General features: G+C 61.5%; 17 protein-coding genes. 5 read left to right on the plus strand and 12 right to left on the minus strand.

Translation table 11 applies throughout. The annotated features are described in order from the left end of the window. Nucleotides 1–12: 12 nt before the first annotated feature. Nucleotides 13–777 carry an RluA family pseudouridine synthase gene (locus AB5Y59_RS06660; protein WP_368211688.1) on the minus strand — a complete coding sequence of 255 codons (765 nt, stop codon included), beginning with the start codon at nucleotides 775–777 and terminating at the stop codon, nucleotides 13–15. Nucleotides 778–938: 161 nt separating this feature from the next. Here AB5Y59_RS06660 and rihA point away from each other — a divergent pair, with 161 nt between their 5' ends. Together rihA and AB5Y59_RS06670 are read left to right on the plus strand one after the other, a co-directional pair. Next, nucleotides 939–1,874, plus strand: coding sequence for a pyrimidine-specific ribonucleoside hydrolase RihA (rihA, locus tag AB5Y59_RS06665; protein WP_161469812.1), 936 nt, complete (start codon nucleotides 939–941; stop codon nucleotides 1,872–1,874). Between the two features lie 29 nt (nucleotides 1,875–1,903). Beyond that, entirely contained in the window at nucleotides 1,904–2,380 is a 477-nt protein-coding gene (locus AB5Y59_RS06670) for a hypothetical protein (RefSeq protein ID WP_045525252.1), read from the plus strand. A 96-nt stretch (nucleotides 2,381–2,476) separates the two neighbouring features. Here the strand turns inward: AB5Y59_RS06670 and AB5Y59_RS06675 are convergent, their stop codons facing one another. From AB5Y59_RS06675 to AB5Y59_RS06685, 3 genes are all read right to left on the minus strand, one after another. Continuing rightward, nucleotides 2,477–2,773 (minus strand): helix-turn-helix domain-containing protein, encoded by a 297-nt coding sequence (locus AB5Y59_RS06675; protein ID WP_039039881.1) that lies wholly within the window; start codon nucleotides 2,771–2,773, stop codon nucleotides 2,477–2,479. Then, the gene (locus AB5Y59_RS06680) at nucleotides 2,770–3,300 is read right to left on the minus strand and encodes a DUF1523 family protein (protein ID WP_010674042.1); all 531 of its coding nucleotides are present in this window, start codon (nucleotides 3,298–3,300) and stop codon (nucleotides 2,770–2,772) included. The genes AB5Y59_RS06675 and AB5Y59_RS06680 overlap by 4 nt, the downstream gene beginning before the upstream one ends. Before the next feature lie 202 nt (nucleotides 3,301–3,502). After that, nucleotides 3,503–5,125: a methyl-accepting chemotaxis protein gene (locus AB5Y59_RS06685; RefSeq protein ID WP_043154550.1), complete on the minus strand. Its 1,623-nt coding sequence runs from the start codon at nucleotides 5,123–5,125 to the stop codon at nucleotides 3,503–3,505. A 164-nt stretch (nucleotides 5,126–5,289) separates the two neighbouring features. Here AB5Y59_RS06685 and AB5Y59_RS06690 point away from each other — a divergent pair, with 164 nt between their 5' ends. Further along, nucleotides 5,290–5,922 (plus strand): LysE family translocator, encoded by a 633-nt coding sequence (locus AB5Y59_RS06690; RefSeq protein WP_048207271.1) that lies wholly within the window; start codon nucleotides 5,290–5,292, stop codon nucleotides 5,920–5,922. Between the two features lie 142 nt (nucleotides 5,923–6,064). Here AB5Y59_RS06690 and AB5Y59_RS06695 read toward each other — a convergent pair whose 3' ends face one another. The 7 genes from AB5Y59_RS06695 to AB5Y59_RS06725 all read right to left on the minus strand — a co-directional run bounded on the left by AB5Y59_RS06695 (nucleotide 6,065) and on the right by AB5Y59_RS06725 (nucleotide 12,084). Further along, the gene (locus AB5Y59_RS06695) at nucleotides 6,065–7,168 is read right to left on the minus strand and encodes a beta-N-acetylglucosaminidase domain-containing protein (RefSeq protein ID WP_368211689.1); all 1,104 of its coding nucleotides are present in this window, start codon (nucleotides 7,166–7,168) and stop codon (nucleotides 6,065–6,067) included. A 45-nt stretch (nucleotides 7,169–7,213) separates the two neighbouring features. Next, nucleotides 7,214–8,941, minus strand: coding sequence for a potassium/proton antiporter (locus AB5Y59_RS06700; RefSeq protein ID WP_010674047.1), 1,728 nt, complete (start codon nucleotides 8,939–8,941; stop codon nucleotides 7,214–7,216). A 267-nt stretch (nucleotides 8,942–9,208) separates the two neighbouring features. Continuing rightward, entirely contained in the window at nucleotides 9,209–9,355 is a 147-nt protein-coding gene (locus AB5Y59_RS06705) for a hypothetical protein (RefSeq protein WP_010674048.1), read from the minus strand. Further along, complete coding sequence (locus tag AB5Y59_RS06710; RefSeq protein ID WP_368211690.1) at nucleotides 9,355–10,041, minus strand: M15 family metallopeptidase; 687 nt, start codon at nucleotides 10,039–10,041, stop codon at nucleotides 9,355–9,357. The genes AB5Y59_RS06705 and AB5Y59_RS06710 overlap by 1 nt, the downstream gene beginning before the upstream one ends. Before the next feature lie 29 nt (nucleotides 10,042–10,070). After that, the gene (gene dapE / locus AB5Y59_RS06715; RefSeq protein ID WP_039039875.1) at nucleotides 10,071–11,198 is read right to left on the minus strand and encodes a succinyl-diaminopimelate desuccinylase; all 1,128 of its coding nucleotides are present in this window, start codon (nucleotides 11,196–11,198) and stop codon (nucleotides 10,071–10,073) included. A 22-nt stretch (nucleotides 11,199–11,220) separates the two neighbouring features. After that, entirely contained in the window at nucleotides 11,221–11,571 is a 351-nt protein-coding gene (locus AB5Y59_RS06720) for an ArsC family reductase (protein ID WP_201887785.1), read from the minus strand. A gap of 375 nt (nucleotides 11,572–11,946) precedes the next feature. Beyond that, nucleotides 11,947–12,084 carry a hypothetical protein gene (locus AB5Y59_RS06725; protein ID WP_191967224.1) on the minus strand — a complete coding sequence of 46 codons (138 nt, stop codon included), beginning with the start codon at nucleotides 12,082–12,084 and terminating at the stop codon, nucleotides 11,947–11,949. A 214-nt stretch (nucleotides 12,085–12,298) separates the two neighbouring features. Here AB5Y59_RS06725 and AB5Y59_RS06730 point away from each other — a divergent pair, with 214 nt between their 5' ends. Together AB5Y59_RS06730 and AB5Y59_RS06735 are read left to right on the plus strand one after the other, a co-directional pair. Next, nucleotides 12,299–12,661 carry a hypothetical protein gene (locus tag AB5Y59_RS06730; protein WP_141227066.1) on the plus strand — a complete coding sequence of 121 codons (363 nt, stop codon included), beginning with the start codon at nucleotides 12,299–12,301 and terminating at the stop codon, nucleotides 12,659–12,661. 106 nt (nucleotides 12,662–12,767) lie between these two features. Further along, nucleotides 12,768–13,424: a hypothetical protein gene (locus AB5Y59_RS06735; RefSeq protein WP_151027492.1), complete on the plus strand. Its 657-nt coding sequence runs from the start codon at nucleotides 12,768–12,770 to the stop codon at nucleotides 13,422–13,424. Between the two features lie 85 nt (nucleotides 13,425–13,509). On the opposite strand, the gene AB5Y59_RS06740 is transcribed toward AB5Y59_RS06735, so the two are convergent. Beyond that, on the minus strand, nucleotides 13,510–14,019 hold a 510-nt coding region (locus tag AB5Y59_RS06740; RefSeq protein WP_368211692.1), incomplete at its 5' end, for an integrase core domain-containing protein.

The following is a 14,019-nucleotide window of genomic DNA, read 5'->3' on the forward strand; positions in this document are numbered from 1 at the left end:
CCCCCTTCTTCGTTACCCCTGTTGCACCGTCATGGCCGCCAGTGCCTGCGCAAAGGGTGCCTCACAGCGGATCTGTACCGCTTCGCCGCTCACCGGGTGCACAAAACCGAGTTCACTGGCGTGCAGCATCAGTCTGGGGGCTCGTTCGCAGCCGGGCGGGAGCAGGCCGCCATAGAGATCGCATCCAAGGATGGGATGGCCCAGCCACTGGCTGTGGATGCGCAGTTGGTGGGTGCGCCCGGTTTCCGGTACCAGCCTGACCCGGGTCAATGGCACCGGCTGGCCTGCCCCCTCCAGGGTGAGCCACTCCATCACCCGATAGCGTGAGCGGGCGGGTTTGCCGCTGGCGGCGCAGATGCTCATCAGCGGGAACAGCGCCGGATCCTTGGCGATGGATGCGTCGATGACGCCCTCATCCACCGCCAGATGGCCGCAGAGCAGTGCCTCGTAAGCCTTGCTCACGGTGCGCTGGCTGAACTGGTGGCAGAGCAGGGCGTTGATGCTCTTGTTTTTGGCCACCACCATGACGCCCGAGGTGCCAAAGTCGAGGCGGTGCACCAGGGTGCAGCCGGGGTAATCCTGTACCAGCCGGTAATGGACCGAATCGAGGTTCTGCGGGTTCTTGCCCGAGAGGCTCAGCAGGCCGCTCGGCTTGTTGATGAGCAGCAGATGCGCATCCTCGAACAGGATCTCGATGGTGGCGGCGCAGGGCGGAGCAACAAAGGTGTCGATGATGGCGGACATGGGGCAACCGGACGATGAAGGGGGAGGGATCATACCCGAACGATGGCGGCGCGGCGAATCTGGGTGTCCGCTCCCGAAGCATATCGCCAAGTACTTGATCTCGTTGGTTGAGGCGTTTTGTGACTCCCTCCTGAGTTCATCTGGCCATCTCTTGCTAAGGTATGGCTCCCTGTCATGTTGTAAGGAGTCTGTCCATGGCGTTGCCCGTTATTCTCGATTGCGATCCCGGCCACGATGATGCCATCGCCCTCATTCTGGCGCTGGCGAGCCCCGAGCTGAAGGTGCTGGCGGTCACCACCAGCGCGGGCAACCAGACCCCGGACAAGACCCTCAACAATGCCCTGCGCATCCTGACCCTGCTCGGCCGCGACGACATCCCGGTGGCGGCGGGGGCAGCCAAGCCCCTGGCCCGTGAGCTTATCATCGCCGACAATGTCCACGGCGAATCGGGGCTGGACGGCCCAGAGCTGCCGGATCCCGCCTTTGCTCCCCGGGCGATGAGCGCCCTTGAACTGATGGCAAGATGTCTGCGCGAGAGCCCGGAGCCGGTCACCCTGGTGCCGACCGGGCCGCTCACCAACATTGCCCTCTTGCTGGCGGCCCACCCCGAGCTCAAGCAGAAGATCGCCCGCATCGTGCTGATGGGGGGCGCCGCCGGTGCGGGCAACTGGACCCCGGCGGCGGAATTCAATATTTATGTGGATCCCGAAGCGGCCGATATGGTCTTCAAGTCGGAGCTGCCCATCACCATGTGCGGGCTGGACGTGACCCACGAGGCCCAGGTGATGGACGAGGATATCGAGCGGGTACGCGCCATTCCCAACCCGGTGGCGCAGTGCGTGGCACAGCTGCTCGACTTTTTCATGATCTATCATCGGGATCCCAAGTGGGGATTTGCTGGCGCGCCGCTCCATGACCCCTGTACCATCGCCTGGCTGCTGGCGCCCTCCCTGTTTCACGGGGTGGAGTGCCGGGTCGATATCGAAACCGGCGGGACCCATACCCTGGGGATGACGGTGGTGGATCGCTACGACCTGACCGGCAAACCGGCCAATGCCCTGGTGCTGCTGGGGCTCGACAGGGTAGGTTTCATCGAGTTGCTGGTGCAGCGACTGCGCTCATTTGGTTGACATCCTGGACATCGGATAAGGGGTTGGGAATGTGGAAAGGGACGTTGGCGCTGCTGACATGCATGCAACTGACGGGTTGCGCGACCCCGTTCGAGAAGATGTGGCAGGGGCTGGCGACCTGCGAGCTGGACACCCTTCATCTCGACATCGAGACCGGGCGCCCGGCCAATCCGCAGCTCGCCATGTATACCCCTGACAAGGTGAGCGAGGGCTTTGCCTGGTACAAGGTCCATCAGGAGTTGCACGGCCTGCCCATCGTCGGCTTCCTGGTGCCAGCCTCCACCTTCGAGGTACATGCCCTCTTCGTGGATACCCCCATCGCCAATGCCCGCAGGCTGACCCACAACGCCTATGGCAGCGAATTTTCCGACGAGAGGCTGCATGACGAGGGGATGGCACCCCTGTTGCTGCGCGACCCCAACAATCCCAAGCGCTCCATCATCGACTGCACCCGGGGTGAGTCGGCGGAGCCGCTGCCGGAAGCGTCTTTCGGCGAAGGGGAGTGAGCCCGGGGGAGGGTAACGGGATATCAGGCCAGACAAGAAAGGGGCCAGCCGCAAGGCTGGCCCCTTCTCTATGGGAGCAGACCCGGGTCCGGGGTGTCAGGGATACCCCAGGGTCTGCCTGATGACGGGAAGCTGCGCAGCAATCCAGGCCGGATTGATGGGCCCCCAGTCGCTGATGCGGTAGTGCCCCTGCAGATGGCGAGCCCCCTCGGTCTGCTCGAAGGCGCACTGGATGTCGAGCTCCGCCAGGGCGCTGAGGGTGTCCTGGGCGGTGCGGCGCGGCATGCCGGTCGCCTCCATGATGGCGGGCACGGTGTCCGTGCCCTGACTGATGAGGTGAGCCACGTAGAGCCGGCGATAGAAGCTGGTGCGGGTCTTGCTCGGCTCGCTCATATCTCGTCCTCTAGGCGATCGAAGTAGCGCCAGGTGGCGATGGCCGCCTTGCCCATCACCAGGGCCCAGACACCGAACCAGAACCAGCGGAAGAAGCTCCAGGTGGAGGCATCGGGCTCGGTGCTCGCGATCTTGGTGACGTTGGGGAACATGGAGAACATGTTCACGCGCCAGCCGTAGGAGGTGATGATGGCCAGGCGTTTTTCGAACTCCATGGACTTGGCTTTGGCCTGGACGTCGGCGGCGTTGAACTTGAAGTAGAAGGGCCAGCCCCATTCGGTGTCTTCATTGCGAAACACCCGGATCTTCTCGCCGGGGCGCTCGGTGTAGATGTAATAGACGTCGGTGGTGGGGCCGTCAGCCGGGTTCTTCTGGCTGATGGGGCCATCCTTGTCGGTGCGCTTCACCTCCACCCCGGTGATGGTGGCGATGGTGTGCTCCGGCAGATAGAAATCGAGCCAGAGTGCGGAGAGCAGGGCGATGAGGCCGAGCATGATAAAAGCGGGTTTCTTGAACTTCAGGCTCATGATGATCTCTCGATGAGGGGGAGTGACGTGCCTCTACCATACCCACATTTGCGAATGCAGCCCAGCCCCCAATGACACCTTGATGGCAAAAACCCGTTTTAAACAGGAGGCGTGAAGGGGGAGGGGCAAGTGCGGGGCCTGCGCCGGGCCCCGCGCCGGGCCCCGCGCCGGGCCCCGCGGTATCGAAGAGATCCTCGCAGTATCAGAGCTGGAACTGGGCGAGCTGCCTGCGCTGCTGCTCGGCGAGCTGTGACAGTTCGTGACTGGCGGCGGCACTCTGGCTGATGCCGGCGGCGTTCTGGTTCACGATCTCGTGGATGTTGGTGAGGTTGCGGCTGATGTCGGCGGTGACGCAGGATTGTTGTTCTGCCGCGGTCGCCACCTGGGCGTTGGCACCGTTAATCTGGTTGACCGCATCCGTGATGCCCCCCAGCAATGCCTGTACCTCGGCGGAGAGCTGCTGGTTGTGGCCGAGGATCTCCAGGGTCTGCTGCACGCCGCTGTTGGCGGAGAGGGACTGGCTCTGCAACTGCTCGATGATGGCCTGGATCTCCTTGGTGGAGTCCTGGGTACGGGCAGCCAGCAGGCGCACTTCGTCGGCCACCACCGCAAAGCCGCGGCCGCTTTCACCGGCGCGGGCCGCCTCGATGGCGGCGTTGAGGGCCAGCAGGTTGGTCTGCTCCGAAATGCTCTGAATGACTTCGATCACCTTGCCGATCTGCTCGGACTGGGACTTGAGCCTGGCCACCACAGTCGCGGCGTTCTCCAGACTGCCCGCCATGCGGCCGTTGGCCTCGATGCTTTCGGCAAACAGGGCCAGCCCCTGCTCGACCCGACTGTTGGCATCCCGGGCCAGCTCGTCGGCCAGGGCGGCGTTGTGGTTGACGTTGTCGGCGGTGCTGGCCAGCTCGGTGACGGCGGAGGCCACCTGTTCGGTCTCACCGCGCTGCTGCTGGGCGTTGACCTCTGCCTGGGTCATCACAGCGGCAAGCTCGGTGGCGGCGGAGGCCACATTGCCGCTGATGCCGGTCAGGGTCTGGATGGTGTTGGCAAGCTGGCTCAGGGTCCGGTTGATATCCCTGGCGAGCTGGCCCAGCTCGTTGTTGCCTTCGGCATTGGCACGCACGTTGAAGCGGCCGAGGGCGACGGCGTGCATCACCTCCTGCAACTGGCCGATGGGCTGCACGATGCGCCCGGAGATCCACCAGCCGCCCAGCAGGGCCGCGATCAGGGTGCTCCCCATCAGCAGCAGGGTGCGCAGCAGGGTCGCGCGGTAGTGGGCCTGCTCCTCGGCAATCTCAGTCTGGGTCAGCTGATTGATGTGGACGGACATGGCATCGATCTGCTTGATGAGCGCCTCCCCCAGATCGCGAAAGTGCAGGCGGGCCTGCTCATAGGCGGCGGGATCGCCACTGCCTTGGTACTTGGCGGTCAGCAGGGGCAGCATGCTGCTGCGGGTATGGCCGAGGTAGGCCTGCAGGGCGGCCGCGACCTGACGGTTGTCCTGCTCGGCTCCGGTGACAACCAGTCTGGTCAGGATGGCGCCAATCTCCTGCTCGGCGGCGGAGAGCTGGGCCGGCAACTGGGCGAAGAGGGCCTCATCGTACAGGCCGTAGATGGCGTTGGTGCGCAGCCGGTAGGTGGCGTGGATCAGGGCCGCGATGTCGTCCTTGTGGCGGGTGACGCTGGCGGTGGTTTCATTCATGTCCTGAATGGCACCGTCGATTTCCTGTTTGCTGATCACGGCCATCAGCAGCATCAACAGGCTGGCGAGCAGGAGAGGGATAAGCACTTGAAGACGAATGGACAGATTATTCAATGACATGAAAGATCCTAACCCGAAAGAGGAGTGAGGCGGCATCTTACACAGGCGCGACAATCCTTGTCACAGGGTTTTTAATGCTGAATTCTTGCTGAATGAAAAGGTTTTTCTTGTGTTAAAAGAGTGTGATAGGCAAGATCGTCTGCTTGTTACCCTGGAGGTGTAGTGTGTCCGACTGGATTGATCCCGCCATCTTGGCGCTCTTTATTCCCACGTTCTTTTTTGTCTCAGTAACCCCCGGTATGTGCATGACCCTGGCGATGACCCTGGGCATGAGTCTGGGGGTGCGCCGTACCCTGCACATGATGTGGGGGGAGCTTGTCGGCGTCGGCCTGGTCTCCGTGCTGTCGGTGGTCGGGGTGGCGGCAGTCATGCTCAACTACCCGGCCCTGTTCTCCGCATTCAAATATGTAGGTGGCGCCTACCTGGTCTGGCTTGGCATCCAGATGTGGCAGGCCAAGGGCAAGATGGCCATCCCGGCGGATCTCTCGGCGGGCCAGCAGACCAGCCCCATGGGACTGGCCGTGCAGGGTTTCGTGACCGCCATCGCCAACCCCAAGGGGTGGGCCTTCATGGTCTCCCTGCTGCCCCCCTTCATCAATGCGGCCAAGCCGATGGCACCCCAGATAGGGGCCCTGGTCGCGCTCATCCTGGTCATCGAGTTCTCCTGCCTGATGCTCTATGCCAGCGGTGGCCGCACCTTGCGCCATTTCCTCGCCAAGAGCGGCAATGTCACTCTGATGAACCGGATCGCGGGCTCTCTCATGCTGTTTGTCGGGGTCTGGCTGGCCCTCGGCTAAACACCCGCTCAATCTGCCGCCCTATGTGATGCCATGGGGCACCTGAAGAGAGATGATGCAAAAAGGCCACCTCCCTGCCCGGGAGGTGGCCTTTTACATGGGCCCGTTTTTTTATGAACCTACTTTTCATGGACTCATGAGGTCAGTCGGTCAGGCAGTCCGGATCGAACACGTACTCCCCGGCCAGCCAGCGCAGGATCTCGTTCACGCAGGCCTGATCCTGGAACGGCAGGTAGCGGCTCTTGAGATGGATGACCTGCTCGGGGGTGAGCTGGGCCAGACCGATGTCCTGGAAGAGCGGCAGGTCTGCCTGGATCATGGCGGAGATCTGTGGCCCGCAGGTGGCGTTGAGGGAGGCGTGCAGCGCCTTGTCAGGATCGTACTGCTTGCCGAGCTTGTAGCTCATGGGCAGGGTGGCGAGCGGCAGGGCCGAGAGGGCCGCCTGCTTCATGGGATTGACCGCATGGCCGCTCACGAGATCCGCCAGCTCTGCCGGACGGTTTTCGAAGGCGCGCAGGTGCAGGAAGCTGCTCGCCTTGCTGCCGTCATTGACCGGATAGTTGTCCCACAGGAAGGGCTTGCGATGGAGCCAGTCGGCGGCCTGTTTGAGGTGGGCAGCCGGATACTCGGTGGAGCAGACTTTGGGGCCGGTCCAGAAGAGATCGATGCGCTTGTCGAGCCCCTGACCCAGATCCTGCAGATAGTGGGGGGGCATGGCACCGAACACCTTCTCCAGCACGGGATCCGTGCTGTAGTAGCTGGGACAGAACAGCAGGCGGCCTGCATCGGTGTGGGCCGCGATGTCGTGGGCGATGGTGAGCTGCCAGTGGGCGAGATCAGGGGTGTCCCCCTTCATGTCGTCAAACAGGATCGCCAGGATATCGGGCTTGAGCGCCTCTTCGATGAGCCTCACCTTCTCCAGCAGGGCGGGTCGCTGGCGGGCATAGTCGTGATGGGCCCCCATGGGGCTCAGGCCCACCCCGAAGGCCAGACCGTTCTCCCGGCACTGGCGGGCGAGCTGGCACAAGGCTTCAAGCTGGTCGGCGGGCCAGGGTGTGGCCCAGTGCTTGCGCAGGTAGCCGTCTTCCTTGGGGGCGTAGAGGTAGAAGCCATAGCCGTGGCGGGGCAGCCACTGGGCGTAGCGGGCACGGGCTTCCCAGCTCCAGCCCTTGCCAAAGAAACCCTCGATGAGGCCCAGCTTGGGCGAGGGAGGATACAGACCGGACAACAGGGTTTGATAAGGCATGGTTCACTCCCTTCTCACACAAATGCGGGCTACGATGGCCGGCGCCTAGACGGGGTCTTCTTCCAGGAAGCGTACCCCTATCTTGCGGGGTTCACCCTCTTCCATTTCCGCCACCGTCCAGAGCAGTCCCTGCCAGGCGACATGGTCACCGACCACCAGATTATCGCCCAACTGATGGGCAATAAAATCGCCGAGGCTCTGATCCGCCACCTCGCTCACATCCAGCCCGTAGAGCGGGGCGAGATCCACCAGCCTGGCGTTGGCCTCCAGCAGGAAGTCACCGAAGAAGCGCGGGCCCAGATCCTGCTCCGGCGCCTGGCTGAAGAGCTGACCGAGGGCGGGCAGGTCGTGCTCGTGGCCGATGACGCACAGGATGTCATCGGATTGCAGGCAGGTACTGCCCGAGGGGTGGAGCAGCTCCTGGCCGCGGAACAGGGCGCAGATGCGGGTGCCCTGGGGCATGCGCAGTTCCCGCAAGGGCGAACCGATGCACCACTTCTCGGCGCTCAGGCGATAGACGAAGGTCTCCCACTGGCTGTCGAGATCGATTTCCAGCCCAGAGCGGTTGATGGGAGAGGGCGGTGCGGGCACCTCCACTCGCGCCAGCTTTGATGCCAGCGGCAGCGAGCTGCCCTGCAGGATGAGCGAAACCAGCACCACGAAGAAGGCGACATTGAAGTAGAGCTGGGCATTGGGCAGCCCCGCCATCATGGGGAAGACCGCCAGGATGATGGGCACGGCGCCGCGCAGCCCCACCCAGGAGATGAACCAGCGCTCGCGCGGCGCGAAGTTCTTGAACGGCAACAGTCCAATCCAGACCGACACCGGACGGGCAAACAGGATCATCCACATGGCCAGGGCCAGCGCCGGCAGGGCGATGGGCAGCAGCTTGTGGGGCGAGGCGAGCAGCCCCAGCACCAGGAACATGCCGATCTGGCTGAGCCAGGTCAGGCCGTCCAGCACGGAGAGGGTGGTGCTGCGGCTGCGCAGGGAGAGATTGCCGAGCAGCAGGCCGGTGAGGTAGATGGCGAGGATGCCGCTGCCCCCCACCGCCGTGGTGAGGGCGAAGATGAGCAGGCCGCCGCTCACCGTGAGCAGGGGATAGAGACCGGGGGCGAGTTTGGCACTGTTGATGAGCTTCCACAGCAGCCAGCCCCCCGCAAGGCCGATGCCAGCGCCCAGCCCGAACTGCTTGACGAGTTGCAACAGCAGGAAGCCGGCATCCAGCCCCTGCTGGGCGGTGGCCAGCACCTCGATCAGGGTGACGGTGAGAAAGACCGCCATGGGATCGTTGCTGCCCGATTCTATCTCCAGGGTGGCGCTGACCCGCTCGTTGAGGCTGCGCCCGCCGAGCAGGGAGAAGACCGCCGCCGCATCGGTGGAGCCGACGATGGCACCGATGAGCATCCCCTGCATCAGGTTGAGGTCGAACAGCCAGGCGGCGGCGAGGCCCGTGAGGCCTGTGGTGATGGCCACCCCGACCGTGGCCAGCGAGAGCGCGGGCCAGAGCGCGACCCGAAAGGAGGAGACCCGGGTGCGCATGCCGCCGTCCAGCAGAATGATGGCCAGTGCCAGGTTGCCCACCAGATAGGCGACCGAGTAGTCGGCGAAGTGGATGCCGCCGGGACCATCCTCACCCGCCAGCATGCCGACGGCGAGGAAGATGACCAGGATGGGGATGCCGACTCTGGAGGAGAGTGCGCTCAACAGGACACTGGCACCCACCAACAGGGCACCGATGAAGAAGAAACTGTTGACGGTGGTGGCATCCAATGGCGAACTCCTTATGGCGGGCTGCAAAACAGGCACATTATATGCAGATTGACCCCCTTTGTGTGGCTTAATTGTGCATTGTTTTGCAGTTTTTTACGTTTGTTGCGCAGTTTTCAAGCAGGGCGAGGGCGGAGTGCCCGCGCGGGAAAGCGCAGGGAAAGGGGGCAATGGATGGGGCTTTCAGGGCCGGCTCAGGGGGCGGCAGAGGGCGGAAAAATGCCGTGGACGGGAAGGGGGCAGGAGCGCCGACGGGCTCCTGCGAGGGGGTCAGTCGTCCTCGTCGTCCTTGACCTCCCGGATCTTGTCCTTGTACTTGGGCAGCTGTTTCTCGAGCTGCTTCATGTCCTTGATGGCGTTGAGAAACAGGCCGAGCAGAAACAGCAGCGGCAAGCCTATCCATAACCACAAGCTCATCAGAATCTCCTTTCGTGGTGTGCCGGGGTGACATAGCGGGCCAGGATCTCGTCGAGATGAGCCAGGATGCACTCCTTGCCTTCAATATCCGCCCGTTCCAGACAAAGCGCCAGCGCCGCCGAATCCAGGGCCAGCCCGTCGGATTCGGGCGCGAAGCTCAGGTGCCAGGGCTCGTAGGCCACCCCCTGATCCGGTTGCTCCCCTTTTGCATAGGGCAGGAAGAAGCCGAAGTCGTTCATGTGATCGTCCAGCCATTCGCGCAAATCGGCAAACCAGCCGCCCGCCTCGTACTCCCAGGGTTCCAGCGCGAGCCGGGTGCCGGCGGGCAGGCAGTCCGGATCGTAGATGTCGAGATCCGTGCCCCAGTGATGGCGGCTGGTGCCGGGCAGGGCGCTCCAGTGCAGGATGGCGTGCAGTCGCTCGGTCTCGCCCAGTTGCAGGGCATCGAGGGGCTGGTTGTGCGCATCCAGCAGAGGGCGCTCCCCGCGCCATTTGCCGTTCCAGATGGCGAGCTGGCGCTCGAAGCCGCGCCAGCTGGAGGCCGCCTGCAGGTTGAAACCGGCATGGGCGGCAGCCACCTGCATGTCGTTGAAGGCCGCCGCGGTGGCGGCGGTCAGACGATGGGGGCCGCGCCCCACCAGGATGAGGTGGCTCTCATCCAGCCCAAGCAGTTGATCCTGATTCATGGTCTGGTCTCTCTTGTCCGGAGCACCGCTCATGCCAGCAGTCGTGCCAGCACCCCTTGGTACATGTCCGCCAGCAGATCCAGATCGTCCGCCTTCACGCACTCGTTCACCTTGTGGATGGTGGCGTTGACCGGGCCGAGCTCGATGACTTCCGCCCCGGTGGGAGCAATGAAGCGCCCATCGGACGTGCCCCCCGTGGTGAGCAGGGCCGGCTGCTGGCCGTTCACTGCCGCCACGGCGGCGACGGTGGCTTCCAGCAGGGCGCCGGTGTCCGTCAGGAAGGGTTGGCCGGAGAGGGTCCACTTCAGCTCGAAGTCCAGGCCGTGACGGGTCAGCAGCGCCTCGACCCGCTCGCGGATAGCCGCATCGGTGAGCTCGGTGCTGAAGCGGAAGTTGAACTGGACCTGCAACTCCCCCGGAATGACGTTGGAGGCGCCGGTGCCGCCCTGGATGTTGGCGATCTGGAAGCTGGTGGGGGGGAAGTAGGCGTTGCCCTTGTCCCACTCGATGGCGGCGAGCTCCGCCAGCGCCGGGGCTGCCTTGTGGATGGGGTTGTCCGCCAGATGGGGGTAGGCGACGTGGCCCTGCACCCCGCGCACCAGCAGATCGCCGGTGATGGAGCCGCGACGGCCGTTCTTCACCACGTCCCCGACCTGGGCGGTGGAGGAGGGTTCGCCGACGATGCACCAGCGGATCTTCTCGTTGCGTGCCTCCAGGGTGTCGATGACGCGCACCGTGCCGTTGATGAAGGGCCCCTCTTCATCCGAGGTGATGAGAAACGCGATGGAGCCCTTGTGGTCCGGGTGCTCGGCCACGAAGCGCTCGGTCGCCACCACCATGGCGGCCAGAGACCCCTTCATGTCGGCGGCGCCCCGGCCATGGAGCATGCCGTCCTTGATGGTCGGCTCGAATGGCGGGGTGTCCCACTTCTCCAGGGGGCCGGCGGGCACCACGTCGGTGTGGCCGGCGAAGCAGAAGAGGGGACCCTCGCTGCCACGGCGTGCCCAGAGGTTGGTGGTGTCCTCAAAGACCATGGGTTCGATGACGAACCCCAGGCGCGCGAGGCGCTCCGCCATCAGGGTCTGGCACCCTTCATCCAGGGGGGTCACGGAGGGGCGGCTGATCAGATCCTTGGCCAGTGTGATGACGTCCGACATCGGTGTTCCTTAACAGAAAAAGTTAACGGGAGAAGAGGGATTGATAGAGGTCTGCCTTGAAGCCCAGGGTCAGGGTGCCGTCCTGGTCCAGCAGCGGGCGCTTGATCATGGACGGGTGGGCCAGCAGCAGATCACGGGCCTTGGCGGTGTCGAGCCCCTGCTTTTCTGCTTCTGGCAGGGCGCGGAAGGTGGTGCCACGGGTGTTGAGCAGGGCTTCCCAGCCCAGCTTGGCGAGCCAGAGATCGAGCTGCTCCGGGCTCAGACCGTCGGCGCGGTGATCGTGAAAGCGGTAATCGATACCCGCCTCCTCCAGCCACTTGCGGGCCTTCTTGATGGTGTCGCAGTTCTTGATGCCATAGAGGGTGGTGGCCATGGGGGATCCTTTGTCTGCGGGCCGGCGGCCCTGAAATCGTGCAAGGGCCCGATTCTGGCATTGTGGCCCCCCCATGGCAACGCTCATGGCCGGATGGGCTGGTTTTACCAGTCAGGCTGAGTGGAGAAGGGAGGGGGCCGCGCGCCAGAACACGCTGGTCTGTGACGGGATGCGCTGCGGTATCAAAGGGGGAGACCGGGGGCGGGAGGCCCTTATGCTGCACACCTGGCCGGATAGAACGACAGGGGGCAGGGCGCCTCACAGGGACACACACCTGGCCGGATGGGGCCGCTGGGGCCGGAGAAGAAACGGTGGGGGCCAAAAACCAGAACGCGCCTGCTGGTATGGGCGCGTTCCGGATTCAGGGGGCGGCACTCAGTGCAGGGTGGTCCACTCGTGATCGAAGACCCGTGCCCGCTCCCAGGGGGCATCCGGCAGGCTGGAGGAGAGGCCGGCGTATTTGCCCACGTCATCCATCACGATGGCGGAGAGGAGCTCTTTGGCAAAGCACAAAAGGTCTATAAGGGTTGTAAGCCGATGGTGATGGATAATCAGGAAGAAATGCTAGACTTGCTTTCGCAAGGTATAGCGAAGGCATCGATGGCGAAACGACGGGTATTAGACTTTCAAATGCTCATCGTATTAGATCGACTAGCTAAAGAAAAAAGAGGACATGCTTACGGCCCCCTTCTTAGGGGTTTTAGGGGTTAATGTGGAGTAATGAAAAATGAAATCATTCTTCGTTGCTATTGTGCTGTTATTGATGGGGCAAAATTCAACACTAGCTAAATATGATGTAGAAAACCATGCTATTTTAACAACAGATCTTGAGGAATGGTGTAGTGGAGAGGCTGATGAGCAGGCCTTCTGTCATGGCTTTTTGACAGGTATTTATGAAAATTCAACCTGTATGAACCCTCCACGTAAGACCTATAGCTTTCAAGATCTGAAGGAAACATTTTTGGGGTGGACGAAATTTAAGGGGGATAAAGGGTATGCCTTTGCATCCGAAGGAGCTGCCATGGCGTTATATGAAAAATATGGTTGCAAAAGCTATTTACAAAAAACTTTAGTGGGACTAAAGGATTGATGAAATAAAACGTTCATGTAGTCGTTCTTTAATGGTTTATTGAGTGTTAAGGATAGGGTTATGATTAGCTTCTACATTCTTCATACATATAGCTGATGGAGTAGCTATGTCAGATGTGAGTGCTCTAGCTCTAGCTATCGATATAGTACAGGCTACCATTACTAACGGTGATGGTCGTAGGAAAAATGAAAAAATAAGTGCGGCCGAGGTTGAAGAATTATTTATAAAATACATGTCTCAAGGCTGTAGTACCGTTACTCCTGATTATCTGAAAGGAAGTCTAAGCTATCTGAATCCCAATGCAGAGCAGTTAAAAACCCAAAATTCAGGCAGGGATTGGAGGCATGGTGAGCTGATCCCTGATGCCATATCTAGAGTCGTGCCTGTAATGCTCGATGCAGGTAATGGTTATGTACCAAATGCAAGAAATTTTTTATTGAATAGTCTTGCGAGTAGATATTCTAGAGGGTGGAAGCGTTTACCTGCGTACCCCCCAATTCCAGATTTATTTCCTGAAAAATCGAGCTTCAAACCTTGGTTCGCTGTCTTTTCAGACATGATTGGTAATTTTCTTTATTTCTACTACCCCGAAGAGCCGCAAGGAATTATAGAGATTCCTTACTCAGGTATTGACTTGATGGGATTCAAAATTTATTGGCGTCATGGTACACCAGGCCTATCTGACATATTGCAGTGGGTTTATTTAGAATGGGTTGTCAGAACATATGTGTGCTGGGAAATGGACCCAAAGAGTAAACGTTAGCTGTTCTAATTGGTGGCTACGGCTACTCAGCCTATTTGTACAGATCTAGTTATCACCTGACACCGGCCTCAAACCGGTGTCTTGTTTACGCTACTTTAGTGCGCACTTCCTTCGGTATCAATTTCAGACCCTTTTTGAACATGCTGTAGGGAGTCTGTCCTTCCATCATCCTGCCCTGATGTGGCCGCTGGGTGTTGTAGTGATCCAGATAGCTGTCCAGGTCTGTCTGCATCTGCTCCACTGATTCATACCAGGTCGTCCTCCCCTTGATACGGAAGTGTTCATCCAGCAGGGTGCGATGTAGCCGCTCGATCAAGCCGTTGCTCTGCGGCCTGCGTACCTTGGTGGTCCGGTGCTCAATCCCCTCCAGTTGCAGGAACAGCTCGTAGGGGTGATGGTCAGGGCGCCCGCAGAACTCGCGCCCGTTGTCCGACAGGATGGTATAGACCCGCGCCTCGTGAGCCTCGAAGAACGGCAGGACCGTTTCGTTGAGCACATGGACCGAGGTCACCGGCAGCTTGCTGGTGTAGAGCCGTCCCCAGGCGTGGCGGCTGTAGCAGTCCAGTACGGTTTGCAGATACACCTTGCCCACCCC

It is taken from the genome of Aeromonas sp. s10 (genome assembly GCF_040907975.1).
GTDB lineage: Bacteria > Pseudomonadota > Gammaproteobacteria > Enterobacterales > Aeromonadaceae > Aeromonas > Aeromonas caviae.